This window comes from Luteibaculum oceani (assembly GCF_007995015.1).
GTDB lineage: Bacteria > Bacteroidota > Bacteroidia > Flavobacteriales_D > Luteibaculaceae > Luteibaculum > Luteibaculum oceani.
In genome coordinates this window covers 63,860-90,754 of sequence record NZ_VORB01000010.1, presented here as the reverse complement: position 1 = coordinate 90,754, position 26,895 = coordinate 63,860, and the positions used below count along the sequence as shown (strand labels likewise).

Annotated in this window: 22 protein-coding genes and 3 tRNA genes; 10 read left to right on the top strand and 15 right to left on the bottom strand. The window is 40.0% G+C overall.

The window, feature by feature from the left end:
• Positions 1-77: 77 nt before the first annotated feature.
• Genes FRX97_RS10820 through FRX97_RS10810 form a run of 3 tightly spaced genes read right to left on the bottom strand, consistent with a single transcriptional unit; the run spans position 78 to position 2,604 of the window.
• Positions 78-626: a hypothetical protein gene (locus FRX97_RS10820; RefSeq protein WP_147015232.1), complete on the bottom strand. Its 549-nt coding sequence runs from the start codon at positions 624-626 to the stop codon at positions 78-80.
• On the bottom strand, positions 610-1,371 hold the full coding sequence (locus tag FRX97_RS10815) for a C40 family peptidase (RefSeq protein WP_147015231.1): 762 nt from the start codon (positions 1,369-1,371) through the stop codon (positions 610-612). Before FRX97_RS10815 ends, FRX97_RS10820 begins: the two co-directional genes overlap by 17 nt.
• A gap of 54 nt (positions 1,372-1,425) precedes the next feature.
• The gene (locus tag FRX97_RS10810; RefSeq protein WP_147015230.1) at positions 1,426-2,604 is read right to left on the bottom strand and encodes an acetyl-CoA C-acyltransferase; all 1,179 of its coding nucleotides are present in this window, start codon (positions 2,602-2,604) and stop codon (positions 1,426-1,428) included.
• A 112-nt stretch (positions 2,605-2,716) separates the two neighbouring features.
• On the opposite strand from FRX97_RS10810, the gene FRX97_RS10805 reads away from it, so the two are divergent.
• A tRNA-Ser gene (locus FRX97_RS10805) sits at positions 2,717-2,806 on the top strand.
• Between the two features lie 488 nt (positions 2,807-3,294).
• On the opposite strand, the gene FRX97_RS10800 is transcribed toward FRX97_RS10805, so the two are convergent.
• From FRX97_RS10800 to FRX97_RS10790, 3 genes are all read right to left on the bottom strand, one after another.
• Positions 3,295-4,341 carry a PorP/SprF family type IX secretion system membrane protein gene (locus FRX97_RS10800; protein WP_147015229.1) on the bottom strand — a complete coding sequence of 349 codons (1,047 nt, stop codon included), beginning with the start codon at positions 4,339-4,341 and terminating at the stop codon, positions 3,295-3,297.
• Positions 4,332-13,310, bottom strand: a complete 8,979-nt coding sequence (locus tag FRX97_RS10795) for a T9SS type B sorting domain-containing protein (RefSeq protein ID WP_147015228.1) — start codon at positions 13,308-13,310, stop codon at positions 4,332-4,334. Before FRX97_RS10795 ends, FRX97_RS10800 begins: the two co-directional genes overlap by 10 nt.
• 209 nt (positions 13,311-13,519) lie before the next feature.
• A complete protein-coding gene (locus tag FRX97_RS10790; protein ID WP_147015227.1) occupies positions 13,520-15,166 on the bottom strand; it encodes a T9SS type A sorting domain-containing protein in 1,647 nt (548 codons plus the stop codon).
• 228 nt (positions 15,167-15,394) lie between these two features.
• Here FRX97_RS10790 and FRX97_RS10785 point away from each other — a divergent pair, with 228 nt between their 5' ends.
• Both FRX97_RS10785 and FRX97_RS12500 read left to right on the top strand, forming a co-directional pair.
• A complete protein-coding gene (locus FRX97_RS10785) occupies positions 15,395-16,150 on the top strand; it encodes a DUF4382 domain-containing protein (RefSeq protein ID WP_170227114.1) in 756 nt (251 codons plus the stop codon).
• Between the two features lie 307 nt (positions 16,151-16,457).
• Complete coding sequence (locus FRX97_RS12500) at positions 16,458-16,835, top strand: DUF983 domain-containing protein (protein WP_147015225.1); 378 nt, start codon at positions 16,458-16,460, stop codon at positions 16,833-16,835.
• Here FRX97_RS12500 and FRX97_RS10775 read toward each other — a convergent pair.
• The 3 genes from FRX97_RS10775 to FRX97_RS10765 all read right to left on the bottom strand — a co-directional run bounded on the left by FRX97_RS10775 (position 16,810) and on the right by FRX97_RS10765 (position 20,134).
• Positions 16,810-17,919 carry a GAF domain-containing protein gene (locus FRX97_RS10775; RefSeq protein ID WP_147015224.1) on the bottom strand — a complete coding sequence of 370 codons (1,110 nt, stop codon included), beginning with the start codon at positions 17,917-17,919 and terminating at the stop codon, positions 16,810-16,812. The genes FRX97_RS12500 and FRX97_RS10775 overlap by 26 nt on opposite strands.
• A gap of 48 nt (positions 17,920-17,967) precedes the next feature.
• On the bottom strand, positions 17,968-19,062 hold the full coding sequence (locus tag FRX97_RS10770) for a GAF domain-containing protein (RefSeq protein ID WP_147015223.1): 1,095 nt from the start codon (positions 19,060-19,062) through the stop codon (positions 17,968-17,970).
• Positions 19,063-19,201: 139 nt separating this feature from the next.
• Positions 19,202-20,134, bottom strand: a complete 933-nt coding sequence (locus FRX97_RS10765) for a hydrogen peroxide-inducible genes activator (protein WP_147015222.1) — start codon at positions 20,132-20,134, stop codon at positions 19,202-19,204.
• Positions 20,135-20,243: 109 nt separating this feature from the next.
• Between FRX97_RS10765 and FRX97_RS10760 the strand changes: the two genes are divergently transcribed.
• The 5 genes from FRX97_RS10760 to ung are packed head-to-tail and all read left to right on the top strand — an operon-like array spanning position 20,244 to position 23,078.
• A complete protein-coding gene (locus FRX97_RS10760) occupies positions 20,244-20,726 on the top strand; it encodes a Dps family protein (protein WP_147015221.1) in 483 nt (160 codons plus the stop codon).
• Between the two features lie 12 nt (positions 20,727-20,738).
• Positions 20,739-21,284 (top strand): rhodanese-like domain-containing protein, encoded by a 546-nt coding sequence (locus FRX97_RS10755; protein ID WP_147015220.1) that lies wholly within the window; start codon positions 20,739-20,741, stop codon positions 21,282-21,284.
• Complete coding sequence (locus FRX97_RS10750; RefSeq protein WP_147015219.1) at positions 21,277-22,167, top strand: sterol desaturase family protein; 891 nt, start codon at positions 21,277-21,279, stop codon at positions 22,165-22,167. Before FRX97_RS10755 ends, FRX97_RS10750 begins: the two co-directional genes overlap by 8 nt.
• A 1-nt stretch (position 22,168) precedes the next feature.
• Complete coding sequence (locus FRX97_RS10745) at positions 22,169-22,405, top strand: hypothetical protein (RefSeq protein ID WP_147015218.1); 237 nt, start codon at positions 22,169-22,171, stop codon at positions 22,403-22,405.
• Positions 22,389-23,078 (top strand): uracil-DNA glycosylase, encoded by a 690-nt coding sequence (ung, locus tag FRX97_RS10740; protein WP_147015217.1) that lies wholly within the window; start codon positions 22,389-22,391, stop codon positions 23,076-23,078. Before FRX97_RS10745 ends, ung begins: the two co-directional genes overlap by 17 nt.
• Here ung and FRX97_RS10735 read toward each other — a convergent pair.
• Both FRX97_RS10735 and FRX97_RS10730 read right to left on the bottom strand, forming a co-directional pair.
• Complete coding sequence (locus tag FRX97_RS10735) at positions 23,075-23,782, bottom strand: tetratricopeptide repeat protein (RefSeq protein ID WP_147015216.1); 708 nt, start codon at positions 23,780-23,782, stop codon at positions 23,075-23,077. The genes ung and FRX97_RS10735 overlap by 4 nt on opposite strands.
• Positions 23,779-24,051 (bottom strand): hypothetical protein, encoded by a 273-nt coding sequence (locus FRX97_RS10730; protein WP_147015215.1) that lies wholly within the window; start codon positions 24,049-24,051, stop codon positions 23,779-23,781. The genes FRX97_RS10735 and FRX97_RS10730 overlap by 4 nt, the downstream gene beginning before the upstream one ends.
• Positions 24,052-24,155: 104 nt before the next feature.
• Here FRX97_RS10730 and FRX97_RS10725 point away from each other — a divergent pair.
• Positions 24,156-24,228: transfer RNA gene (locus FRX97_RS10725), tRNA-Pro, on the top strand.
• A gap of 66 nt (positions 24,229-24,294) precedes the next feature.
• Here FRX97_RS10725 and FRX97_RS10720 read toward each other — a convergent pair.
• Positions 24,295-24,609 carry a hypothetical protein gene (locus FRX97_RS10720; protein WP_147015214.1) on the bottom strand — a complete coding sequence of 105 codons (315 nt, stop codon included), beginning with the start codon at positions 24,607-24,609 and terminating at the stop codon, positions 24,295-24,297.
• A gap of 137 nt (positions 24,610-24,746) precedes the next feature.
• Between FRX97_RS10720 and FRX97_RS10715 the strand changes: the two genes are divergently transcribed.
• The gene (locus FRX97_RS10715) at positions 24,747-25,406 is read left to right on the top strand and encodes a DUF4396 domain-containing protein (protein ID WP_223266617.1); all 660 of its coding nucleotides are present in this window, start codon (positions 24,747-24,749) and stop codon (positions 25,404-25,406) included.
• Here FRX97_RS10715 and FRX97_RS10710 read toward each other — a convergent pair.
• From FRX97_RS10710 to FRX97_RS10700, 3 genes are all read right to left on the bottom strand, one after another.
• On the bottom strand, positions 25,387-25,794 hold the full coding sequence (locus FRX97_RS10710) for a hypothetical protein (RefSeq protein WP_147015213.1): 408 nt from the start codon (positions 25,792-25,794) through the stop codon (positions 25,387-25,389). The two genes, FRX97_RS10715 and FRX97_RS10710, sit on opposite strands and share 20 nt — an antisense overlap.
• Positions 25,795-25,806: 12 nt before the next feature.
• Positions 25,807-26,181, bottom strand: a complete 375-nt coding sequence (locus FRX97_RS10705; RefSeq protein ID WP_147015212.1) for a VOC family protein — start codon at positions 26,179-26,181, stop codon at positions 25,807-25,809.
• Between the two features lie 463 nt (positions 26,182-26,644).
• Positions 26,645-26,718: transfer RNA gene (locus FRX97_RS10700), tRNA-Arg, on the bottom strand.
• Between the last annotated feature and the right edge of the window lie 177 nt (positions 26,719-26,895).

The following is a 26,895-nucleotide window of genomic DNA, read 5'->3' as shown; positions in this document are numbered from 1 at the left end:
CAAAAAATAAAAATGGAAAATTAGTCAGACACTCACTTTTAAGCAAGTCTAATTGACATGGTATAAATGTCAGAATATCAGTTAGTTAAAACCTTCTGATTGTAGCGTCTTACTAAATTGATGATTTGGTTGTATTCCACCTCCTCGTAATACAGCTTATCGGAAATTTCGTCTACCCCTGTTAGGTGGTCTGAAAGAATTTCGAGGTAGTTGTCGGTGTTAAGCTGAAAAACCGTTCCGTTTTCATTTTCGAAATAGTAGAAGGTTCTTATTTCGTTTTTATAATACTGGTCAAAGGCGTATAAATTAACTTTTCCATAGGCCACCATTTCTAGGAGCTTTTCCTGTCCGTTAATTTCGATTTTGCCATACCGAACAAGGTTTATTTTCAGATCCTTAATTTCAGAAACAGGGATTTTTCTCTTGTTTTTACTTCCCTCGGGCTTAATTTTAAGCGATCGGGTATAAACCGGTTTAATTTTGATTTTACCCTCAACTTGTTCTCCCGTTTCCAGATTAACGTATCCATGAAAATACTTTTGACTTGGTCTTTTGTACTTTCCAAGCGAGCAAGAGAGGAGGACACTTGAGAGGATGACCAGTAAAAGTTTAATGCTCGAATTCATAAACGCGTTTAACGGAATGTAGTTTGTGAGTTAAATTATTGATGTCGTTAAGGTCTCTAATACCTTCTTCCGACAAAAGATCTATGCGAACCCTTCCGGAGGCGTGGATGATTTTTTGATCTTCCCAGATTATCCCTACGTGGGTTACTTTGCCATTTGATTCAAAAAAAGCTAAATCACCTTTTTTCCATGAAGATGCGTTCCCTATTAACTCACCTTTTTGCTGCTGTTGCCATGCATCTCTGGGTAAGTAAACTCCCAAATAAGCAAAACATTGTTGTACAAACCCACTACAATCTACACCCATAAGTGTTTTACCACCCCATAGGTATGGTGTGTTAATCCAAGTGATTACATAGCTTGACCAGTTATCTGCTTTGCATTGGATGGTGGATTTAATAGATATCCGCCAATCACCGATATTAATAGCTTGGGAATCTGGCACCCAGGCACCATAGGATAGGTGGATACTTCCTCGGTTGGAAAGTAGGGTGAACTGAGGAACACAGTTGTAAGATTTATTAACTGAATTCCACACTTCAAACTCTTCATCCTCAACAAAGGTGAGTTGCTTTTTATCAACCCAGCATTCGTAATCATCCTCCAAGTTTTTAACCTTACACCATTTCTCTTGTTCTTCAAGAAGTTCTAGGCTTTCCCCAAAAAGGAGCTGAGTAATCATTTCAGCTTTATCGGAAGGTTCTGCTCTACCGGGAATTACGTACAGGAGGTTGATTATTTTCATAAAAAAAGGCCGAAAATTTCTTTTCGGCCCTAATATATGATTTCTGGAATTTGCTTAAACGTTTTCTACGACAAGTGCAGAAGCACCTCCACCACCGTTGCAAATACCGGCAGCTCCGTATTTTCCGTTGTTTTGCTTAAGAACGTTTATTAGGGTAACTACAATTCTTGAACCTGAAGAACCCAGAGGGTGACCAAGAGAAACAGCACCACCATTAACGTTTACTTTATCAGAAGCTAGATCAAGGATTTTGCAGTTTGCGATACCTACCACAGAAAAGGCTTCGTTTAATTCGTAAAAATCAATTTGATCCTTAGATAAACCAGCTTTTTTAAGGGCAATTGGAAGTGCCTTTGCAGGCGCCGTGGTAAAACGCTCAGGTTCTTGAGCAGCATCGGCGTAGCTAACCAATTTAGCGATAGGCTTCAACCCAAGCTCTTCCATTTTTTCTTTACTAACTAGCACCAATGCAGAAGCACCGTCATTTAGTGTCGAAGCATTTGCAGCAGTTACGGTTCCATCTTTTTGGAAAACAGGACGTAGAGCTGGAATTTTTTCCATTTTTACGTTTCTGTATTCTTCATCTTCAGAAATTACGATAGGATCACCCTTTCTTTGAGGAACCTCAACAGGTACGATTTCATCCTTGAATTTTCCAGCTTCCCAGGCAGCAGCAGATCTTTTATAAGATTCTATTGCGAAATTATCTTGCTCTTCGCGAGAAATGTTGTGTTCTGATGCACATAGTTCAGCAGCGTTACCCATGTGATACTTGTTGTATACATCCGTTAACCCGTCTTTTACCAATCCATCAATCACTTTATTATCCCCTAAACGCATACCATTTCTAGCTGCGGGAAGGTAATAAGGAACAGAGCTCATGTTTTCCATTCCACCAGCTACCACAAGGTCGTTATCACCGCACATAATACTTTGTGCTGCAAACATGATAGACTTCATTCCCGATGCACATACCTTGTTTATAGTAGTACAAGGAACATCGTTGCTCAATCCAGCTGCTTTTGCTGCTTGACGAGCAGGAGCTTGACCGTTATTAGCCTGAAGAACATTTCCCATAAACACTTCATTTACGTGCTCTGGTTTAACTCCAGCTTTATCTAAGGCACCTTTGATTGCTGTAGCCCCAAGTTGGGTTGCAGGAACAGAAGATAATGCTCCTTGGAAAGATCCCATAGGAGTACGAACGGCTGATACAATAAAAACTTCTTTCATTATATGGTATTTAATTTTTTTCGCGGCACGAAGGTAATGAATTGTAAGGATGCAAAATATTTAGCGAAGGTGTTGTTTGATTTAGACAATGTATTATATTTGCGCCCCCAATGGAGAGGTGGGTGAGTGGCTGAAACCACATGTTTGCTAAACATGCGTGCGAGAAATCGTACCGGGGGTTCGAATCCCCCTCTCTCCGCCAGAAAAAGGCAGTAAAACGAAAGTTTTACTGCCTTTTTTGCTTTCTAAGAAAATCCCAAGCCGCAGGCTTGAGGGTTTTCGTGAAAGCAAAAAAGCAAGTACGCGATAGCGGACTGCCTTTTTCTGAAGCTCCCCCTAAGGGATCACGAGGCGGAGCCGAGTAATCCTTATGGTGATTAAGTGATTAGTTAATAGGCAGATTGCCGCAGGCTTGAGGGTTTTCGTGAAAGCAAAAAAGCAAGGACACGAAAGTGGACTGCCTTTTTCTGAAGCACCCACCTCTAGGGATCACGAGGCGGAGCCGAGTAATCCCTGTGGCTAATAGGCAGACTGCCGCAGGCTTGAGGGTTTTCGTGAAAGCAAAAAAGCAAGGACACGAAAGTGGACTGCCTTTTTCTGAAGCTACCGCCCTTGGGATCACGAGGCGAAGCCGAGTAATCGCTTTGGCTAATTAGCTTATTAGCGAATTCGCTAATTGGCTGCAAGGAATTAGAAACGTGCCTTTTTCACCATACTAGTTCCTACGATATCGGAACAGGGGATGCTTTTTGGTTTTTTGCGTTTGGGATTAAATCCATAGGCAAAAATCATTGTGATTTCGTGTGCACCATGGCTCTGAATATTCCCCAGTTTGGACATGGAAAAGTCGTAATTGTATCCAAAATGGATATTTAACCACTGAAAACCGATGTATCCAATAAATGCTTCATTATTAGCGTAGCCTGGTTTGTAAGCTTTTAACCCAGGAATTCCTCTGTAGAATAACCCAAATTCCATGGCGTCGTAGTGATAGATGGCTCCAAAATCCAATTGATCCCAGGATAGTTGAGCCTTATACAAAGCAGCATAACTAACGTAGGAACTGCTTTTTTGGGATGTGTTACCTTTTATGACCATGTCGTACAATACGTATGCCGAGTAACGTATGGGAAGATGGTTTTTAGTGTTTGTAAAGGATTGATTGGGACGAGTTAAATGGTCGGCAGCAAAGCCAAAACGTAAATTTTGCTTGTTGAGCTTGTACTCAATACCAAAGCTAAAATCTAGGTAGGATACCTGGTTGTTATCAAAGCCTTCTATGGTACTTGGGGCGTTGTCTCGTACAAACTGATCGGTAAAAACCAGTTTATTGAAATTAATACTTCGCATGGCTAAGGCTGTACGCAAACCAAAGCGTATCATTTGGTTGTAGTTTACCCTTAAACCGTATGCGTAAGAGCCTGCTATATAGTCGTACTGAAGGGCACCATCGCCAGCTACATCTTCTAGAACATATAGGCCTATTCCAGAGTTTATTCCTGCCAATCTTTTGTCAACGTAAGCGCTATACGTTTTGTAGTTGTTTTTAATTCCGGGCCACTGATTGCGGTAATGCAATCCGATCCGGTTGTATTTACTAGCTCCTGCAAGTGCAGGGTTTAGCTGGTACGGATCGTTATAAAATTGAGCATACTGAACCTCCTGAGCCTTAGCCCATGAAGAGCATAGAACCAGAGCGAGACCTAAAATGATATGTAGTTTTTTACCTACTTCCATATCAGGGTTACATTTCCAGATTCTTCAATTACCTCTCCGGTGACAAAGCCAGCCGTTATTTTCCAGATGTAAACATCTTGCTGCGAAAGTTTTCCCTTGTAATATCCATCCCAACCTCTGTGAATATCGTTGGATTCGAACACCAATTCTCCCCAGCGATTAAAAATCTTCATATTGAAGTTGTTTACGAAATCTGCTGTTGGGTGGAAAACATCGTTGTTTAAATCATTTTTATTGTAGTATCCGCCATTTCCTCCCTGTGTGTTTGGAGTAAATGCCGTGGGTACTTTAAAGCTTACATATGGATTTACTCTTACCGTTATTTGGAATTCATCGAAACATCCAAATTGGTTGAGTACGCCCAAGTTTACTATATAGTTTCCAGTATCGGCGAAGGTTACAACGGGGTTGTTTTCTTGGCTTGAGTTACCGTTGGGTAGGTCCCAAATAAAGGAAGTATAACCGGATGATAGGTTGAAGAACTGAATTTTAGGATCAAGTAAGCTCGTGCTAATTTTATCTGAACTTGCATTTGCTATGGGGCTGGGTTTAACAAATATCTTGTAGGGTTGTGAAGCCTTGGTGTTACAACCATAGGCAGAACTAATGGTTAAATCCAATTCGTACTCTCCAGGATTATCAAACTGATAACGGAAAGGGTTGGTATTGTACATCTCTCCACTTTCTAGCGTCCAGGTATAATTTAAGTAGGCTGAGTTTTTATTTACTGTATCTACCAATACTATTTCTAGTGGAGCACAGTCTTGAGCAATGGTATCTGGCAGAAATAATTTGGGTGACGGCGTGGTTCTTACAAGTTTGTTTGCAGAAATGGTATCCAGACAAGCGTTTACAATTTTAAGTTCAAATTCTGTATTAGCATCAATAGAATGGGAGTAAGGGCCTAAATCATTTCCTAAATCTGGAGACCAAATAAACTCATAAGGGCCAACTGTTGATTCATGAGTACCATAAATCGTAAAAGGAACATCGGTACAAAGCGTATCGGGTGCTACAATATTTACCGATTCTTTCGCCGCATTGCGCACAAAGAGGGTGATCTCTTTAATTCCACTGTAACAATTGTTGGCGTCTGTTCCGTACACGCGATATTTAGTTGTAGTATCGGGATTAACAACCTGGTTATAGCCATTTCCTAAATTGTGGTTCCAATGTGCTTTTAATGAACCTGTACCACCACTAAGGGCAACAGCCATAGTTCTGGACTGTCCAGCACATAGGGTATCATCAGCCGATGCCGTTATGTCTAGTGGACCTGGTTCCTGGATATTAAAGAACACCTTAGAGGGGCAATCGTTTGCGTCGTAAATACTGAAAAAGAAATTCCCAGGTCCTAATGCACTTACCTTATAGATGGCAGTATCTTCGAAGTTAGCACCGTTAAACCCTATCATGTAAGGTTCGGTTCCACCCGAAATTACCTGAATTCTAGCACCACCGTTTTCTTGGCCAAAGCATTGAACATCCTGGATTACTGTATCCGCCACAATAGGAGCAGGTTCGTTGATCAGGATACTTCTTTCGTAGGTGCAATTGTTTTTATCAGTTACCACTACAGCGTGATTCCCCGCATTGAGATTATAAAATTCCCCACTATTAGAACTGGTGGTATTATCCAAAAGGAAGCTGAAGTTAGGTGTGCCGCCAATGGGAGAAACCTTTATAAATCCATCCTTGCTATTATAGCAGGTTAAGTTGCCTTTATCAATGTTTGCTGAAAGGGGAGAAGGCTGGGTTAATTCCACAGTATCCACTTTAAAGCAACCGTTAGCATCAACAATCCTTACCCAATATCTACCAGCGAATAGATTTTCATGTGCACTTGCATTTCCCGAAGGAATGTTCCAGCTGTACTCGTACGGTGAAGTTCCTCCACTCACCTGAGCCTCAACCTTTCCATCGTTAAATCCGAAACAGCTTACCGGGGTAGAATTGGTTACAATGGCAATAGGGGAGCCTGGTGCTTTAATTTCCACCTCCTCAAATGAGCTACAACCCCTGCTGTCTGTAACCTCCACTTGGTAAATCCCCACGGGTAAGCTACTGGCTAGCCTTGAATTTTGGTTTCTACTATCGTTCCATAAGTATTGGTAAGGTGCAATTCCACCCGATACAGTAGCTTCTGCAGTTCCAAGAGAATCTCCATAACACTTGTTATGTGTTGGCTTTATTTCAATTTCTAGCTTTTGGCTAGGTTGATTAATATTGATTGAGGCATTTGTGGAACATCCATTTGCGTCCGTAACAACTAATTTATACTGTCCAGCAGCAAGGTTTTCTAATGCAGAGTCGATTGGTTCTCCGGGAGCATCCCATTTGTAGCTATATGGTTTTGTACCTCCTTTTACGTAACTCAATACGCTGCCATCATTTCCTCCAAGACAGGATACATCCTTTTTAAAGAAGCTAATTTGCAGCGGGCTAATTGGTCCGCCAACTTCTACCTTTTCAATTAGTTCGCAGCCATTGTCATCCTTTATTTTAACGAAGTATTCCCCAGGCAATAAATTATCAGCAACCGGTGAAACTTGCTTGTTAATATCATTCCATTGGTATTGGTACGGAGGTGTTCCCCCGTCTACCTGAACCGCGGCTGAACCATTGGCTTCGTTGAAACACTTTGCATCAACCGAGGAGGTGACTGCGGAAACAGGTTTCTCTGGTTCGGTTATGGTTACCAGAGCTGAATCTAAACAGCCAAATCTATCACTAACTATAACTTTATACGGTCCCGCGGCAAGTCCAAAGGCAGTATCAGTTTTTTGTTGTTGTGGATCACTCCAGGTAATATTATAGGGTGGATATGCACCTGTAATATTTACCCATGCTTTCCCTGTTTTACTGCCAAAACAGCGAATTGTTCTACTTTGTACTGAAATTCTAAGCGTAATTGGCGGCTCCTTTATTTCGAAAGATTTTTGCTTTACACAGCCGTTAGCATCTTCTATCCTAATAGTATGGTTACCAGAATTTAGACCGTTTCTTACTTCGTTTGAAGCTGCTTCACTATTCCAAAAATACTGGTAGGGTGCGGTTCCTCCGTTCACCTGAGCAATGGCTTTACCATTATTTCCTTGTCCACACTTAACGTGATCTAAAATTAGGCTTACAGACAGTGAATCGCGGTTATTAAGGAAAATTGAGTCGACTCTACTACAGTTTTTAGCATCGGTTAACTCAACCGTATAAGAACCAGAAACAAGGTTAGTAATAGTTTGACTGTTTGATGAAACAGGGAAACTCCATTGAAAATTGTAGGGACCAGTTCCGCCAACTCCTTCTACCGTTATTTCTCCATCATTTCCATTATAACAAGAAGGTGCAATTGGTGTGAAAATGGATTTTAATGCACTAAATGGTTGCTTAATCTCCACCAACTCATTTATTCTACATCCGTTTTGATCTGTGATTTCAGCAAGATAATTACCGGCCAATAAATTGCTAGCCGTAATTCCATTCTGGTTTTCAGGATCGTTCCACGAAATATCGTATGGAGCCAGTCCGCCAGAAATATTGAGTGATGCGGATCCAGTATTTTCACCAAAACAGTCAACATCTGAAGTGGTATGGGTAACATTTAAAAATTCATCTGGCTCTTGAATAAAAATATTTCCAGAGATGGTGCATCCGGCAGCATCAGTTATTTGGCACACATAATTTCCACTTTTGAGGTTCGTGGCCACCGCAGTTGTTTGAGCATTTTCGTCATTCCATAAATAGGAGTATGGCTTAACACCACCACTAACGGCAGCGCTTGCTATTCCAGAACTATCGCCTTTACATGAGATGGTATTACCAGAGAGAGAAAGGGTTAGAGGAGAGTTGGGTTCGGTTATTACCACCGATTTAACCAGTTTACATCCATTAGCATCGGTAATGTTTACCGTGTAATTACCCGCTGTAAGTTGTGTTGCTTTAGCGCCTGACTGGTTATTGGGGTCGTTCCAAAGGTATAGGTAGGGAGGTGTGCCACCTTTAACCAGTACCTCCGCCCATCCCGAATTATCTCCATAGCAGCTTAGGTTTTTAACTTGTGTGGTTGCTTTTAAGGGCTCTAAAGGCTGTGAAATTTCTTTACTAGCTTTTTTAACACAAGAATTCTGATCTAAAACTGTTAGCTCGTAATTACCCGGCGCAAGTAATACAGCTTTATTTCCTGTCTGTGAGTTTGGGTCATTCCATTGATAGCTATAGGGGGCGACCCCGCCACTTACCTGTGCAGCTAACTCACCGTTGTTATCTCCAAAACACGCAATGTGTTGAGGCGTGATATCAATGTTAATTTCCGTTGCAGGAATTATATCATCTGTAATGTTGAGCGTACAATTATTTTGGTCTCTTACCGAGATGGTATAAGTTCCTGCAGCTAAATTTTGAGCAAAGGATGTTGTTCTTGAAGCGTCGTCTGACCAGGCATAATTAAATGGCTCCGAACCACCAGTTATCGTTATCAGAATTTGTCCATCGGATTTATTAAAGCACGACTCATGGGTTAAATCAACATTAGGAACCATTGCATTTGGTTCAGCCAATTGTGCTGAGGCGGTGTATTTACATCCATTAAAGTCGGTTACTGTTAACTCATAGTTCCCAGGGCCTTTGTTTACTATGTTTTTAGATTGCTCCCCACCTGGGCTCCATGAATAGCTATAGGGGTCAGATCCACCAATAATTTCGCTTTCTATTCTACCGTTTGCTATACCATTGCAGGTTGGGTCCACAGTTTTAAGTCTAATCTCAGTTGCTACCGTGGAGTTTAATGTTACCGCCTGTTGTTCAAAACAACCTTTGCTATCGGTTACTCGAACTTGATAAGTTCCAGGTGGAAGACCAGAAGCGCTAGAACCTGTTGTTCCGTTTTCATCATCCCAATTGTAGATATAAGGAGGGGTTCCACCTGTTACCTCCACCTCAACATGGCCATTGTTGCTACCTGCGCAAACCACTTCGGAATACTTGATATTTAATTCCAAAGGATTTGGGGCCTCAACCGTTGATGCACCAACAATTTCGCAGCCTTGTGCATCAATCACGGTAACCTGATAAGCACCTTTAACAAGTCCCGTAGCGGTGCTTGTGGTTTGATTATTGGCGTCATTCCATTGGTAGGTGTATGGAGAAACACCTCCATTTACGGTGGCTACAATTTGTCCATCTGACGAGTTAGAACAACTAGGTGACTGGGGTGATAACTGTAAACTCAATTTTTCAGAAGGCTCAGTGATTACAGCTGTTCCACGAACTTCGCAACCATTAAAGTCCACAACTACTACTTGGTAGCTGCCCGCCTTTAGATCAATAGCATTTGCACTTTGTTGTTTTTGAGGGTCATCCCACTGGTAGATATAAGGGGCTGTACCTCCAGTAACGTTGGCTGTTGCTATTCCAGAATTACCATCCTTACATTTTACTGCCGCTACGTCTATGCTAAGTTGTAAAGGGGCTGGAGGTTGATTTATAGTTCCAGATAAAGGGATTTCACATCCTGCGTCATCTTTAATAACTACGGTGTATGTACCTGGAGCCAAGTTTAATGCGGTACTTCCCGTTTGGTTGTTATTGTCGTCCCATTGATAGGTGTAGGGTGGTGTTCCTCCCGAGATTTCAGCGCTTAAACTTCCATCGGATCCTCCAAAACACTTTACGTCATTTATCTTATTTACAATTCCATTAAGTGGAGCGCTGGGCTGGCTGATTTCGAATTCGGTTTTGTAGGAGCATCCATTTTTATCAACTACACTTAGTTCATGGATTCCAGGTCCTAAGCCGTAGACTGTATCGGTGGTCATTCCAGAGGGAGACCAAAATAATTGATAAGGGGGGGAACCACCAAAAGCCTTTGCGGTAGCTGCACCGTTTGCATTACCAAAACAATCAATATGATTTAGAATTGTAACATCCGAAAAAAGAGGGTTTTGAGGTTCGTTTATCGTGTACGAAGCCGAAACCTGACAATTATTAGCATCCTTTACCCTTACGGTATATGTGCCTGTTTTTAAGTTTTCAATTCGTTTGGTGGTAGAATTATTTACATCGTTCCATTGGAAGGAATAGGGCGCAGTACCACCGAAGGCTGTTACCTCGATGTATCCATCGTTGTTCCCCTTACAATCATTGTGTTTTATATCTACTAACTGAATAATTACCGGTGAATTAGGTTCGGAAATAACCACGGTAGCTTCAGCGCTACAACCCGCATTATCTGTTGCAGTTACTTTGTATGTACCAGCAGTAAGGTTGGATGCAGTTGGGCCAGTTTGTTGGTTTGGATCATTCCATTGGTAATTATATCCTGGGGTTCCCCCAGCAGCTTCAGCAAGAGCAATTCCGCTTGAGCCACCATGGCATTTTACATTTTGTTGTGTTTGCGCACTTACGGTTAGCGGTGGTGGGTCATTTACAACAATTGATAGGGTGGTGTCGCAGCCATTGGCATCGGTTATTCTCACGGAATGAGAACCGGCTCCTACATTATTTTCAATTTGATTAGAATTCCCAGTGTTCAACCACAGGTAAGAATAGGGGGGGACTCCGCCTTCTGCATCTGCCAACAAACTTCCGTCATTTTTCCCCGTACAAGAAGGGTTTTTAATCAGTTGTAGTTTGGGAAGCACCTTAGATGCAGGTTGGGAAATAAGCTCCGATATAACAATTTCACATCCATTTTGGTCGGTAATGGTCGCGGTGTAATATCCTGATACTAAATTATTCGCCTTATTTCCTGTTTGAGTATTTGGGTCATTCCAATTTATGGTATAACCAGGAGAACCGCCATAAACATTTAAGGTGATTTCTCCAGTTGCTTCCCCATGGCAAGCAACATTGGTTTTAGCGACAACCTCGGCTCTTAGTGGTTCTGCGGGTCCATTAATCGTTACCGAACCCGTTCCCTCACATCCATTGGCATCGAATACTGTAACGTTGTAAGTTCCGGCGATTAAATTACTTGCAATTTTAGTTTTCTGGTTGTTTGCGTCGTTCCATAAATAGGAATAGGGGGATGTTCCTCCAGAAGGATTGGCTTGAGCCCAGCCGGTGTTTTCGCCCTCACATTCAATGTCTGACTTAATAAAGGAAATGGTAATAGGAGTGGGTTCTTCTAAAGATTCGTTTAGAATTAAAATACATCCATTCGCATCGGTAACAACTAGTTGGTATTCTCCAGCACTAAGGTTTATTGCGGTATTTGTGGTCTGATTTTGCCCATCGTTCCATTGAAAAGTATAGGGAGTGGTTCCTCCTGAGATGGTAGCAGTTATTTTACCATCGGCACCTTGGAAACAGGTTGGGGCTGAACCCTGTGTTGTTCCAGATAAAAGATCTGGTTCTGAGATGGTAACTACGGTATCAAAAGTACAAGAGTTGGCATCCTCAATTTCTATTGTGTATGTTCCTGCGATCAGGTTTTCGAAAGTGCCGTCTGTTTGCCAAGCAGAATTGTTTAATCTATACCGGAAAGGATCCGTGCCACCGGTGGAATTGGCATTAATAGCTCCCGTATTTTCTCCCTTGCACAGAACATCCATGATGTTTAAATCACCAGCAAGTGGGAAGTCGGGTTGTTCGATTTGAAATGCTTCTTCAAGAGTACACCCGTTTGCATCCGTAATAACCACTGTGTACCAACCAGCTGATAGGTTTGTGGGGTTTGGGCCAGAATGCGAAATCCCACTCCATTCGTAACTGTAGGGGCTTGTTCCTCCCGAAACATTAATGCTTATGCTTCCTGTGTTGCCGCCAAAACAATCGACATCCGATATAGATGTTGATGTAATTTCAAGGGGATTGGCCGGTTCTGTAACTTCGATTTGTGCTGAAACTTGGCAACCAGCCGAATCAGTTACTAATACCTCGTAAATGCCAGCAACCAATTCCGTTGCTGTAGCAGTTTGTTGGTTTAGAGCATCATTCCATAAAATGCTATAAGGGGAGTACCCTCCAGAAATTACAACCGTAGCAGAACCATCGCTACCTCCATTACAAGATGTAGGTGTTGAACTTAGATTTAGTGATATTTCCTTTGGAGGAAGTACGGTATAAGTTTCGGTAACAATCTCACAATTTTTGGCATCGCTTACGGAAACTGTATAGGTTCCAGGGCCCACTAAAATACTATTGCCAGCGGCTCCAGTGCTCCAGTTTACATTATAAGGAGGAGTTCCACCATTGATCTCGGCAGTTAATCGTAACTCCTCTGTTTCGGAACATAGAACCTTGTTTTCCTGAACTATATTAACCCGAGGGCCCGGTAAAACCACAACTAGAACGGTATCCCTAAAAGTGTTTAAGTCACCACAATCTCCAGCTCCCGGTCCTGATATTTCAAAATACAGTGAATCTGGTATAACTCCAGTTAAATTTACCTGAGGATTAGGACAAGTAATACAGCTAAGTAGGTAGTCGAAATCACCTCGATTTCCAGGTAAAACGGAGGTCCAAGTAATTTCATCTTCTTTATATCCAGAGCTTGATAGGTCTCCACTACAACCCTCCTGAATTTGAATATCATCTCCTACTGATGGCCTAGGAATGGACTGGATACAAAAAGTGTTTTCGTTTTTCCCAGGCTTACAGAAGGTTAATAGATGTGGTCCTTCTCCATTTAAGCATATGGGCTCTCCGACTGGAGTTTTTGGTCCACAATTAATTTGGTAATATAAAGAACCCGATGGCTCCGCACCTTCGCAAACTCCAAAATTTATTCCAGTAGCTTCTGGATGCAGGGTAATATTAAATGCAACGCATGGTGCGTTTTTGGCGGCATCGCAACAGGTGCCTTTTCTTTCTAAATCGGGCACTACCCATGAAGTATCTGGGTTAGAGCTTAGGTCGACCTCAATTACAGGTACTTCGGAATCGCAAATCTGCGCATTTAGCTTGGAACTGATAAGTATCAGGAAACTAAGTAGTGAAATTCCAAGATAATATTTGAGCTTTGGTCGAAGCAAGATTTAAGGTGTGGTTTAAGGTTGGTTTAAAGTAAGTAAAAAGATTTGACTGTACCATCCTATTTATCGACGAGATGTATATAAAAATGGTTGTTCGGCTATTTTAAATGAACTTCTAGGGAAGGAGGAATTGGACGTTTTTCCTCATCCCCAATCGTAAAAGATTGACGCTGATTAGCGGGGTTGGTGACTTTTATTAGAAACGTAAATTAAAGTTTACGTACCTGTTTTTGAAAGATTTTTTGGTTTCCATAAGAGGCAACCACTAAATAAAGACCACTTTCAAATGTTTCAAGACTCAGTAAATCACGTTCTTGGTAATTGCTTTTTAAGCTGATTACCTTTCCTGAATTGTCTATTAATTGTATATCAATTGATTTGCCTCTTAAGCCTATTAGTTGGTAGGTGTCTTGGTAATTAGGTATGGGGAGAAGTGCTATTGAAGGAATTTCTTCGATATTTTGAATTTCTGTTGTTGGTGTGAAAAGCACCTCATATAAATTACCCTCAGCGCCTCCATATTCTATAACGTATAGGCGATTTCTGGCGATTACAAGGTCTATTGGTAAACTGAATCCTTTAATAAGCTGGTGGGTATAAATTTCATCGAAACTATTTCCCTCTTTTGGGGATATGACCACCAAATCCTGACTATCGTCGATAAAAGTGCCTAAACCGGTGGTGTCTCCATTTTTTATTACGTATCTATTTTCATCCCCACCTGGTGTCCAGCTTAGCATAAAAGCTTTTCCAGCGTACCGACCATCAGAAAGGTTGCCCTTTTCAAATTCAAAACCAAGTGGACTTCTATGTCCGGTGAAAGTGGTAATGTATCCTCCCAAATTTGAAGCCTTGAATATTTTTCCGCTACCAGGATTTCGGAAATAATCTGCATCTGGCCCATAGTTTTTTACTCCTTGTGTAATAACTAAGGTATCCGGCTTTTTTGGAAAGCTAGGGTCATTTGTAAATAAACCTAGATTCATAGCACGGCAGTCGGGATGAATCATTTTGTCCTGACTGGGATCGAAAGGGGTGAATTGTTGTGGGTTGAGATTTCCCCCCATATCCCAAGGAAAACCATAATGAGCACCTTTAATTACTTCATTCATCTCCTCGGGGTCGTCCCTATCTCCAGAGTTCTCGACCGCATATAACTTACCGTTTGGAGCATAGTCGAAATCAAAAAAGTTGCGGCTACCATATGCAAACAATACGTCGTTCTCCATTAACCATGTACTGTCGTTCTGAATTATGAAACTGTCTACCGAAAGCGGGACAGAGAGCAAAGCCGAGGTAAAAGCGTGGTTTCTAATGTTTGGGAATCGGCCATCATAGTCTTGAATTTCACCGTGAGTCCCCCTTGCACCCGAACACCATATAACGCGTTGGTTATCGCGAGTTATTTTAATGCCGCTAAATAAATGATCAAATGCTGGAGTGGTTTCATAGAGTACCGTTTCTGCTAAAACCTCGAATTTCCAGTTGGGGCTGCTAATATCCACCTTAACGATTCTTCCAACGGTATAAAACTCCTGAGGAAAGTGATTTCCACTTAAAACCATTAAGTCGCCTTCCAAGTCCATTCCTTGAAGTTGGGTTATTCCATGATCCTCCTTGGTGTATAACAGGGTGCTTATATAACTATTACCTACTTTGTCTATTCTGTAGATGTCTCCTAAAATTGTTGCGTAAATAAGTTGATCGGTTGCCTGGTGATATTCCAACTTTACTGCGAGTCCTTCTATTTTCCCTAGTTGATTTATGGTTATTCCAGTATCCAGAGGAGTCGGCGATTGGGCGAAGCAGAATTTTGCTGTAAGAAATAGTAGGAAGAATATGGATTTAAGCTGCATAGGGAATTATTATTTCCACAAGGTAATAAAAGCGAAACCTCCAGAAACATTTTTTCATTTTGAAAAAGCTTTTCACTTTGAAAGAGGATATTTGAATGTAGTAATCGCATTATAATCTATTTAAATAATTGATAGTCAATACGTTAGATGTATAGTCATGAGTTTTGGCACGGGCATTGTCTTAGTATAGGCGAAACCAAAAAACGAATACCTATGTTACTCAGAAGAATGAAATTTTTATCAATGGCAATTTTGGCTTTAACCTTTGTGGCTTGTGATAAGTCCAACAATGGAGGCCCTAATTCATCAAAGGCAAATTTCTACCTAACCGATGCACCGGGTGATTTCGATGCGGTGAACGTAGAAATAGAAAAAGTAGAAGTAAAAACCGATGCAAGTGGATTCACAGAAATTGCGATCAATCCTGGGGTTTATGATCTATTACAATTAACCAATGGTGTAGACACCTTACTTGGTGAGGTTGAATTAACCGGGGACACACTTAAGGAGATAAGACTGGTACTTGGCGCAAATAACACTGTTGTTGTAGACGGAGAAACTAAAAGCTTAAAAGTACCAAGTGGACAAAGCTCTGGTCTTAAAATTAAAGTTAACCATGAGATTACTGCTGGTTTAACCTACGACTTTACCCTTGACTTTGATGCTGGACAATCTGTTAAAGAAAGAGGTAATGGTGAGTATATTTTAAAGCCAGTAATTAGAGTGTTTAGCGACAGAAAGCAAGGAGCTACGGTGGATGGTGATGTACAACCTGATTCATCTGGAACTAGTGTAATGATGATCTCTCAATTTAACGATACCCTTTCTACCTATACCGATGAAGATGGATCCTTTAAGTTTAAAAATGTAAGCGAAGGAATCTACACAGTAAAAGCACAACATGGAGAAATGGTTGGAATTAAAACCGGAGTTGCAATTAATGCCAATGCTCAAGTTGATATTGGAACTATAGTTCTTCAATAATAAGAACACACCTAGAACAAAAAAAGGGGGCCTGTTGGGGCCCTTTTTTTATTTCAACGGATTTTTAAGCAAACTATCGACTCCGAAAAGAGCTTTGTCGTACTCTCCATTTTCACCGCCTAATCGGATATACATTTGGGTTCCATTTAGCCAATGAAATCACTTTAGGATTGTATCGGATCGATAATTGGGGTTATGGGGCACCGATACAATCGTGGGGACTGAAGTGATCAAGGGGAGGATTTTTATCCTCCCTTTTTTTATTCCCTTTATTGCTTAATGTATTTTCGCAAAAAACAATTTTAGCATGTTGGGAAAGGGGAACAAACTGTATAGTATTATCAATTTCAAATGTCCACGGTGTCACGAGGGAAATTTGTTTACCAGCTCTATTTATAACTTAAAACAAGTAGGTAAAATGGAATCTGATTGTCCAAATTGCAAACTGAAGTATGCCAAGGAGCCAGGCTTTTTTTATGGAGCAGCCTATGTAAGCTACGCACTTACTGTTGGCTTTGCTGGGGCCATTTATCTCTTTAGTTTCTTGCTCCTTGCTTCCTTAGGTTGGAAGGTACACCTCGCATTAATTATTATTGGATTGGTGCTATTATTTCCCTTAGCATTTGCTTTATCTCGCAGTATTTGGCTTAATATGTTTTTTAAGTACGAGAATCATCGGGATTAGCGTTCCGTTCATTTTCTACATTTTGAAAAGTCTGGATAATAATATCGTCTAGGTTTTGGGCAGTTTGCCGCAACATTTTAGCCAGCATGCCTTCTCCAATTCCTTTTAATTTATCTTCAATTAATTCGCTCAGACTAAGGATATTAACAAGAGGATTTCTTATCAAATGGGTTTGATCCCATGCAATTTGATCAAGTATTTTCTTGTGCTTTGCCAACTGCCTTCTTTTTTCTATTTCTCTAGTGTTATCGTGTATAGAAACTACAATTCCCATAACTTTTTTACTACCGGTGCCCATTACGGGATTTAGATGAATCTTTAAATGAATATCTCTTGATCTCTGCTCAAATTCAAGTGATTTTCCTTTGAAAACTTCTCTAAAGGACTTTTTCAAATGCTCTAAATTTTCGGGAAGTATGTAATTGAATGCGTTGTCTCCTGGGTCGGGTGATTTATTGAATAATTCAACACAAATGTCTTTGCATGCTTGGTTGAGATATTGAATCTTATAATTTCTGTCCAGATATGCCATTGCATTGGAAGTACTATCTAGAAAAGTGCGGAGGACATCCAATTGATCTTTAACCTTGGATTGTTCCTGTAGCAGTTTTTTTCTGTTTGCGATTACTCTTTCAATAATCTTTCCAATTTTCCTGATGCTTTTTAAATCCTTTTCGGCAACTATTCTAGGCTCGTGATCCATTAAAGCTAAGGTTCCAAGCTTATAATTCTCGGCTATTGTAATGGGAAATCCTATGTAGCTTCTAATATTAAAGGGGCCTGATACCAGTGAATTGGTTTTTGCCAGATCATTACTTTGAGTATCTGGTATGTAATAAATGTCATTGCCATTTAGTGCTGAGGTGCATAGACCAGGATCTCTATTAATACGCTCAAAGGGTATTCCTTTTGATACATGAAAATTGATTTCATTCGCCTCAACAATGGTTAAAGCGGCAATGGGAAAGCCTGCTATTTCAGAGGCCAGGTGGACTAATTCCTCAAGTTCCTCGAATTCCGCCTGGCGAGTTGATTTGCTAAGTTGAAGCTCGTCAATTAATTTTAGTTTCAACAACTCAGTCATGTTACTACGGCATTATATTCTACGAGAGAATACGGGGATTTAAGGGATTTATTTCTTCATTTTAGATTGTACATCTAGGGTGCTTTCTAGGTTGTCTATGCTATTTCTTATTATGCTATCTAATTCTTCGGAGGCAATTTTCAGGTTTCTAGCTATGTTTTTCTCCTTACCGCCATCTAGCTTGCCGAAAAGTAGCTGGCATAACCCCAGAATATTCGCTACAGGTTTTCTAACCAAGTGTGTTTGTTCCCAGGCTATTTGTTTTAAAATTTTGTTGTGTTCGTTAAGCTGATTTAGTCTGGTTACGCGATCGGTTATTTCGGAAACAGTGTACACGAGACCTACAATTTCGTTTGGACCAGAGTAAACAGGGTCTAAGGTTAATGTCCAAGTTTTTTCCTTCACTGTTTTTTCCATGATGATACGCTCTCCTTCGAAGACTTTTTTATAGGCTACCTTGAAATCCGCATGATCTTCTGGTAAAATGTAATCGAAACTGTAGTCTCCTGGATCTGGAGATTTTCCAAAAATGTATCTGCAGATATCTTTTCCCGCCTGATTGATGTATTGCGTTCTCCAATTCTTATCTACATAGGAAATGGCATCATCCGTACTGTCGAGAAACTGTCTGAATAATTTAAGTTGGGCTTCAGTTTTTTCAACTTGGATTAACTCCTGCCGTCTATTCTCCAAGTAGTCTTCTAAAATTGCTCCTAATCTTTCGAATTGTGCAATTTGTTCTGGAGAGACTTCCCTTGGTTTTTGGTCCAAAAGGGCCAAGGTTCCCATGCGGTACTTGTCAGAAATTGTGATGGGGTAGCCCAAGTAACAACGAATCTTAAATGGACCTGTAACCAGCGAGTTTTTAGATGCAAGTTCATTTTGAAGGGTGTCTGGAATGTATAAGGTAGAGTCTTTTTCGATAGCAGTATCACAAAACCCAGCTTCTCTTGGAATATGTTTCACCGGTACCCCCTTTGAAGCATAGATATTAATTTCATTGGTTTCAATTACGGTGATCACCGCCATTGGGAAACCCAACATTTCTGCCGCTAAGTTTACGATGTTTTCGAATGCGGAGCTCGGTTTGTTATAATCAAATCCGTGCTCCTCAATGGCTTGAATTCTTAGAATCTCTTCCATTATGGGTAATTGCAATGGTTGGTTAGACCATAAAAATTAGTTATTCAAATTCGTAAAATCTTAAGGTAATTGTTGGAAGAGGGTAAAGGCTTGACGAATTAACAAAATAAAACGATAGTTTATAAATTTTTGGTAGAAATTAATTGATATCTAAAATGCGAACTTTATTATGTTTAAGGGTTGCCGGTAGGGCTTCGACAATCATGTTGTTCAGTTCTTGGATTAACTGTTTTTTCAGATAGGTCCGGCTAACAACAATGCTTATTTCTCTACCAGGTTGGTTTTTTTCAATGGGTCTTACGTGTTTTTTTTGCTCTGGAGCCAAGGTAAATAAAGCGGTTTCGGGAATCATGGTAAGCCCATTATGACTGTCAATAATTTTAATAATGGTTTCAATGGATCCGCTTTCAAACGCCAAGCCTTGGATGTGATCTTTATTGAATCTCTCACACAATTTTAATACCTGGTTTCTAAAGCAATGTCCTTTGTGTAATAACCACATATCTTTACCATCTATCTCATTTATATCAATACTTTCTTTTTGATAAAGTGGATGTTTCGGAGAAACATAGAAATACATTCCCTCTGAATATAGTGGATATTCAGTAATTCGAGGGTTGCTCAATGGTGTGGCTAGGATTCCGATGTCAATATGGTCTGCTAGTAAGTTGTCAATAATTTCCTCAGTTGTCTTTTCCTCAATTTGTAAGTTCAAGGTTGGATAAGCCTTTATAACATTGGGAAGAAAAAGAGGGAGGAGGTAGGGGGCTACCGTAGGAATAATCCCCACTTTTAATTCTCCCGCAATCGCTCCTTTATATTGAGATACTAACTCCTTAATAGCCTTCTCTCCACTAACTAGGTCTCTTGCCTGCTCAACAACCATCTCTCCAATTTCCGTAGTTCCAATGGGTTTCTTTTTTCTATCAAATAGGATTACCCCCAATTCATCTTCTAACTTTTGAATTTGCATAGAAAGAGTAGGCTGTGTAACAAAACATGCCTCTGAAGCCTTGCTAAAGCTTTTGTGGTTGTGAACCGCAATTACATATTCCAGTTGAATTAGTGTCATATAGCTTAAATCTATACGAATATACAAATTATCAATTTGACTGATGGCTTTATATCCTGTATTTTAGCAGTGTAATTAATTGATAATCAGAAAAATAAAAATAGAATTTATGGAAACTACTTTGAATAAAAACTACATTGGACTCGGAGAAAAGGAAACTAAAAATTTGGCAACTGAGCTAAACCAGCTATTGGCGGATTACCACGTTTTTTATCAAAATCTTCGTGCAGCCCATTGGAACATTAAAGGTGAAAACTTCTTTACGTTGCATGAGAAATTTGAGGAGCTCTACAATAATGCCAAAGAGAATGTTGATGAGGTGGCAGAGCGTGTTCTAACCCTAGGATATGTGCCAATTCATAAGCTGAAGGACATTTTAGCTGAAAGTAATATAGTGGAGGTAGATACCACAGGGAATGATAAGGAATTGGTATCCACCTTACTGGACAACTTTAAAACTTTGCTAACGCAAGAAAGAAAAGTACTAGAACTGGCAAGCGGAGCAGGAGATGAAGCCACAGTAGACCTTATGACGGGGTACATTTCTGCCCAAGAGAAAATCTGCTGGATGCTGGCCGCTTTCCTTAAATAAAACTAATGTTTAATGAGTAAAATGAGATCCACCTATATTAGCAATATGGGTGGATTTTTGTTTTCTATATGTTTATTTGTCCTTCCAATATTAGGCATGGCGCAGGATAAAAAAGTCGACAGTTTCGCATTTAGGATGTTACTGAATAGTATGCTCAAACACGATGTTCGGGAAATACTTATCGATTCGGCTTACACGCTACATCAAAAAGGAGAGGCTGTTTTTCTCGATGCTCGCGAGCGAGGGGAGTATGAAGTTTCCCATATAAAAGAGGCTAAATGGGTGGGCTTTGATGATTTTAAAATAGAACGCGTGGAGGATATCAAAAAATCTTCACCGGTTGTTGTATACTGTTCTATAGGTGCGCGAAGCGAAAAAATTACCAGAACACTGAAAGAACAGGGGTTTACCCAAGTTTATAACCTTTACGGCGGAATTTTCGAATGGGTAAATAAAGAGTACCCCATTTACAAAGAGGGGAAGCCTACCGATAGTGTTCATGGCTACAGTAAAATGTGGTCGGTATGGCTAAATAAAGGAACAGTGGTGTATGAGTAGCTTTATTGAGACTATATTCAGATCCTATAGGGATTACGCAAATTACCTTTGGATGGAAGTAACCGGACGGTCTGAACACCATTACTTTTATTGGTTGATAGGACTTTCACTCTTGGTTTGGTTCCTAGAATTCCTTAATCCGTGGCGCAAAGGACAGCCATTGATTCGTAGAGATTTTTGGCTGGATTTCTTTTACATGTTTTTCAACTTCTTTTTGTTCTCACTAATTGTCTACAATGCGCTATCCAATGTTTTTGTTGATGCCTTTAATGAATTTTTGGCTGTCTTAGGACTAGAGAATTTGGTGGCGATAGAAATTGGATCTTGGCCGGGATGGACGCAATATCTTTTTCTTTTTGTCTTTGTAGATTTTATCCAGTGGAATGTACACAGGCTTTTACACAGGGTGCCCTGGCTATGGGAGTTTCATAAAGTACATCATTCGGTGCGGGAGATGGGTTTTGCAGCACATCTCCGTTTTCATTTTATGGAGACGGTAGTATATAAGTCAATTCAATATATCCCTGTGGCGATGATAGGGTTTGGCATTGACGATTTTTTCCTGGTTCACATAATTGCGCTACTAATAGGGCATTTAAATCACGCTAACCTTCCATGGGGATATGGAAAGGTTGGATATCTGTTTAATAACCCCAAGATGCATATTTGGCATCACGCTAAGGATTTACCGCCTAATCATAAATATGGGGTTAATTTCGGGCTGAGCCTAAGTCTATGGGACTACCTTTTCGGTACAGCCTATATTCCGAAGTCTGGAAAAAACATTGAATTGGGATTCGAAAAGGTAGAGGAATATCCCAGTGGATTTATCAACCAGGTGATTTACCCCTTTAAGAAGGCATTCAAGAAATCGAAAAATTAAGATGGAAAAAATTCTGAAGGACAAGGGTTTAACGGTAATAGTAATGTTGTGTCTTACCCTTGGGTTAGCGCCGTATAAACCTGAACCTCATATTTGGGGGAAATTAAAATGGGTTTGGGGTGGTGCTAATGGAATGGAGGCTATGGACTTCTTTGACCTTCTTATGCATGGCACTCCATGGTTATTGCTTTTAGGCTGGATAATCGTAAAAGTCAAAGGTCTTGGAGTTAAAAATTAATCCCGTTTGGAAGGATATTTTGGCGTCGGAATTTAGCCAAGATTACTTCAAAGAATTGATGGTTTTCTTAAATGAAGAATGCAAGGAAAACACCATTTACCCGCCGAAAGAGTTAATTTTTAATGCCTTTAACCATTGCGACCCACATGAGATAAAAGTCGTAATTCTTGGTCAGGATCCTTACCATGGACCAAACCAGGCAAATGGTTTGGCTTTTAGCGTTAACCCAGGAGTTAAAATCCCACCTAGCCTCAGGAATATTTTCAAGGAATTACAATTGGAATATCGGTTTGATATTCCAAAATCTGGTGATTTATCTTTTTGGGCGGATCAGGGAGTTCTTTTGTTAAACACCACTTTAACCGTGAGGGCAGGAGAAGCCGCAAGTCATCAAAATAAAGGTTGGGAACTATTTACGGACCGCGTTATTAAGCATTTAGCAGGGACGTTTGAAAACCTTGTGTATTTATTGTGGGGTAGCCATGCCCATAAAAAGGAGTCTCACATTCCCGAGTCCAAAAACCTGATATTAAAGGCGGTGCATCCTTCTCCATTAAGCGCAAGCCGCGGATTTTTTGGGTGTAATCATTTTATAGAATGTAATGAGTACCTTTTAAAAGTGGGAAAAACACCCATTCAATGGGGGAGTACCACACCCACTTTATTTGACTAAAAATTGCACTTTTCTTTGTAAACAGACTTGGCGTATTTATTGCCCATTTTTTTTGCTGTTTTTAAATATTCGCAGGCCTTATCTATTTTTCTGATGTGATAGTAGCAAATACCAAGGTTGTAAGGGTAGAAGTCATTTTCAGGTTCAAAAGCCATTCCTTCTTCGAAATAGCTAATGGCTTCTTTATACTTCCCATCGTTAACTAATTCCAGCCCTTTATCCCTAAAAATGATATTGGAAATATTACGGGAGTCTCGGTAAATATTGTGTTCAGGATAGTAAAAGACAGAATCTTTATGAACCCAATTAGAGTCGCTACTTAGCTTGTTCCATGAAGGACAAACTTTATCTGAAAACAAAAATCCTACAGGTTGGAATACAAAATAAGAAGAGGCTTTTCCGTTTTTACCTTTGAAGGAGTTGAATTTTTCAATCTTGCTCGCAAAGGCCTGTACTTTTTCGTCAAAAGCATTATTCAGACCAGTATTTCTATAAAACACACTATCAATTTCCCCATTAACATCAACATGAAAAATGGTACTAATGTATCCGCATTCTAATGTTTTGAGGTTTACCTGAGGAAATTGGATTTCCTCATTTAAAATTTGCTTATATGCTTCTTTTCCATTTACGTATTGCGGTAATTTTTGGGCATTTAGAGTGATAACTAGGAGGGAGGTGCTTAAAAAGCTTAAGATTCTCATTGTAAAAATTCCTTCAGTTTAGCAGTTAATTCGGTGTTATGGGTGGCATTATCTATCCACAATAATAGTACTTCTTTGCCTTTGCTTTTTAATTGGGCTGCATCAATAGATTTTGGGTAGTAGGCATCAGGGTGATCATGGGCCTCTTCCATAACGATAATCGCCTTTCCTTGAGAGGGGAAATAGAAGTCCACAAAAATATTTTCTACCAAGGAGTCTGTAATAAAATCATCCCCAACTAGCTGATTGATAATGGGTTCTATTTGCATAAAAAGTATCGCTGCAGATTTGAGGTAAAGGAAAAAGAAAAAATATGCAATTCAAAGTTGCAGAGAAGTAGAAGATACGTATATTTGCCCCCGAATTAACCGATCGGGGTGTAGCGCAGCTGGTAGCGCACCTGCTTTGGGAGCAGGGGGTCCCAGGTTCGAGTCCTGGTACCCCGACGACGAAAAGCCTTTCAGAAATGAAAGGCTTTTTTGTTTTCTGCTCCTGATATACTAGCCCAAATTTTAATACCATTCACCTTCTTGTTCCAGCTTTCTCAAGTCTGATAGCATCATAATCTGAAGACCTAGTAATCCAGAATAAAAAATTAGCATGTAAAGAATGTTAGCTGAAAAATCTGGAAAAACGAATAACAGAATGATACAAACGGCTGTAATAATCATATTTCCAATATTCCAGCCATAAATGGATTCACTATAGCGTTTTAGGCTATAAACCATAACTAGATGATAGGCTGTAAGAAAGGGGGGAATAAGAAAAAAGATGAAGAATAAAGCTAAAAGTGCTGACCCCGCTGAATTGTCGTTATGCTTGCTCATAATTTAATTTTAATCCAAAAATGAAGGTTCGCACCGCAATCTATTTGAGGAATAAAAAGGCTTAAAAAATGTTAGGGGAGGGCGTTAAAAAATATCAAGCCCACAAAGGTGTGCAGCGTTTTTTGCTAATATGAGGTATGCCTAAAATTACACTTGAAACAGATTTACATTGTCAATCCTGTAAGGATAAATTGGAAAGCGTAACAAAGGGGGTAGACCTGATTTCTAAAGTGGATGTTGATTTATCCTCCTCGCCGGTAAAAGTTACTATGGAGGGTGACCGCTTAACCGAAGGAAAGGCAAAGTATTACATACAAAAGGCGGGATTTAAAGTAAAAGAGGGCACAACCCAAGGTGGATTTTGGTCTAATACAAAAACCTGGAGGAGGGCCTCGTTCAACACCTTAAACTGTTTATTAGGCTGCTCTATTGGTGATTTTGGTATGATCATTTATTTACAGGCTTATCATCCCGATACATCCATTTTTTGGCAAATGACTTTGGCCATTATAGCAGGTTTGATTACTAGTATCGCCTTAGAGACAGTACTGTTAAAATCACGGGAAGAGTTTGGTTGGCTCGATGCTCTTAAAACAGCTTTTGGAATGTCTTTTATTTCCATGGTAGGAATGGAAATAGCAATGAATACCACTGATTTTATGATAACTGGCGCAAAAGCAAATTTTTCAGATCCAGTTTATTGGTTGGCATTAATCGCAGCGCTCATTGCTGGTTTTATCGCTCCTTTACCATACAACTACTATAAGCTGGAGAAGTTTAAGAAAGCTTGTCATTAGGGGCTCTATTAAGCCATTGATGAATTAAAATAGCCCCTATAAACATGGGTATTGGCGCCCATATTCCCCAAGGGTATATAACATAAAACAAATAAATGGGTAGTGATAAAAAAAGAACCGTAAAAGCTATTTTTACCACTTTATCGACTCCTAAAATCGCTTTGTGAGTAAAATGGCCTACAACAAATGCTATATAAAACCCAATAACGGTTAAGGTCCATTTAACTGGAGAAACGCTGTTTACCCGCTTCATTACAATAGCCGGGTCTGTTGAATTCATTAATTCCTCGGGGGTGGGGATTAGGTAATTAATTAAAGCACCGAGCAAACCATAGGTTATAAGGGCCACCATTATGGCTGCAACTAAAGTGAATATCCGTTTTCCCATAATGTATTAGATTTACTCAACGTGTTGATCAACTAAAATCGGATTTCCATCTGGATCTGTAATTACAAAACTTCCAATTCCAGATTTTTCCTCATCTGTCTCAATGTCGAATTTTATTCCCTTTTTCTTTAGGTTCTTTTGTATTTCTCTCACGTTGGTAAAACCATCTACCAACAGTGCATTTTCGTCCCATCCAGGATTAAATGTAAGTATGTTTTTCTCGAACATTCCCTGAAATAATCCAACAAGCGCATTGCCGTTTTTCATGATGAGGTAATTTTTATCCATCGCTCCACCAAAAACACTAAACCCAAGTTTTTCATAAAACTCCTTGGAGCGTTTTAAGTCTTTAACTGCAAGGCTTATTGAGAAAGCACCTAATTTCATACGTTATCTTTTTGGGAAAGATACTCAGATTAGAATTATTGAAGGGAAGAAGCTTGTTTAAAGCAGTTGTAAAATTAATCTGCCAAAGAAAATGGCTTAATCTACCTGACATAGCTTCATCGAACGACGTGCAGTGGATAACCAGCTTACATCCGCTTCGCGTATGATTTGGTTTTTTTGTTTGGCTGTATTGATGGGTAAGGATTATTTCATGATCCTTTATCGAACGACGTGTAATGGATAATCAGCATACATCCGCTTGGCGTATGTGCTGCTTTTTTGTTTGGCTGTATTGAAGGGTAAGGATTATTTCATGATCCTTTATCGAACGACGTGCAATGGATAATCAGCATACATCCGCTTGGCGTATGTGCTGCTTTTTTGTTTTAACCGCTTACAAAAGCAAGCTTTTGGCGCTATTAAAACAAAAAAGCAGCATCCAAATGAATGCTGCTTATCAGAGTGATCGCGGAAGGATTCGAACCTTCGACCGTCTGCTTAGAAGGCAGATGCTCTATCCAGCTGAGCTACGCGACCAATATTTCAATATCTCTATATTTAGAAGGTGAGAAGAACCTTCGTCCGTCCCGCAGAAAAAGCGGGATGCTCTATCCAGCTGAGCTACGCGACCAATATTTCAATTGAAAACCAAAAAATCCTTCTTATGTTTGGACTTCCCGTCGGTTTTCGGAGGGCAAATTTACACTTTTGTTT

Bases quoted from the DNA above. Each gene is read 5' to 3' on its own strand.
- FRX97_RS10820 (WP_147015232.1), bottom strand. From the start codon at position 626: ATGAATTCGAGCATTAAACTTTTACTGGTCATCCTCTCAAGTGTCCTC.
- FRX97_RS10815 (WP_147015231.1), bottom strand. From the start codon at position 1,371: ATGAAAATAATCAACCTCCTGTACGTAATTCCCGGTAGAGCAGAACCT.
- FRX97_RS10810 (WP_147015230.1), bottom strand. From the start codon at position 2,604: ATGAAAGAAGTTTTTATTGTATCAGCCGTTCGTACTCCTATGGGATCT.
- FRX97_RS10800 (WP_147015229.1), bottom strand. From the start codon at position 4,341: ATGGAAGTAGGTAAAAAACTACATATCATTTTAGGTCTCGCTCTGGTT.
- FRX97_RS10790 (WP_147015227.1), bottom strand. From the start codon at position 15,166: ATGCAGCTTAAATCCATATTCTTCCTACTATTTCTTACAGCAAAATTC.
- FRX97_RS10785 (WP_170227114.1), top strand. From the start codon at position 15,395: ATGAAATTTTTATCAATGGCAATTTTGGCTTTAACCTTTGTGGCTTGT.
- FRX97_RS12500 (WP_147015225.1), top strand. From the start codon at position 16,458: ATGTTGGGAAAGGGGAACAAACTGTATAGTATTATCAATTTCAAATGT.
- FRX97_RS10775 (WP_147015224.1), bottom strand. From the start codon at position 17,919: ATGACTGAGTTGTTGAAACTAAAATTAATTGACGAGCTTCAACTTAGC.
- FRX97_RS10770 (WP_147015223.1), bottom strand. From the start codon at position 19,062: ATGGAAGAGATTCTAAGAATTCAAGCCATTGAGGAGCACGGATTTGAT.
- FRX97_RS10765 (WP_147015222.1), bottom strand. From the start codon at position 20,134: ATGACACTAATTCAACTGGAATATGTAATTGCGGTTCACAACCACAAA.
- FRX97_RS10760 (WP_147015221.1), top strand. From the start codon at position 20,244: ATGGAAACTACTTTGAATAAAAACTACATTGGACTCGGAGAAAAGGAA.
- FRX97_RS10755 (WP_147015220.1), top strand. From the start codon at position 20,739: ATGAGTAAAATGAGATCCACCTATATTAGCAATATGGGTGGATTTTTG.
- FRX97_RS10750 (WP_147015219.1), top strand. From the start codon at position 21,277: ATGAGTAGCTTTATTGAGACTATATTCAGATCCTATAGGGATTACGCA.
- FRX97_RS10745 (WP_147015218.1), top strand. From the start codon at position 22,169: ATGGAAAAAATTCTGAAGGACAAGGGTTTAACGGTAATAGTAATGTTG.
- FRX97_RS10735 (WP_147015216.1), bottom strand. From the start codon at position 23,782: ATGAGAATCTTAAGCTTTTTAAGCACCTCCCTCCTAGTTATCACTCTA.
- FRX97_RS10730 (WP_147015215.1), bottom strand. From the start codon at position 24,051: ATGCAAATAGAACCCATTATCAATCAGCTAGTTGGGGATGATTTTATT.
- FRX97_RS10720 (WP_147015214.1), bottom strand. From the start codon at position 24,609: ATGAGCAAGCATAACGACAATTCAGCGGGGTCAGCACTTTTAGCTTTA.
- FRX97_RS10715 (WP_223266617.1), top strand. From the start codon at position 24,747: ATGCCTAAAATTACACTTGAAACAGATTTACATTGTCAATCCTGTAAG.
- FRX97_RS10710 (WP_147015213.1), bottom strand. From the start codon at position 25,794: ATGGGAAAACGGATATTCACTTTAGTTGCAGCCATAATGGTGGCCCTT.
- FRX97_RS10705 (WP_147015212.1), bottom strand. From the start codon at position 26,181: ATGAAATTAGGTGCTTTCTCAATAAGCCTTGCAGTTAAAGACTTAAAA.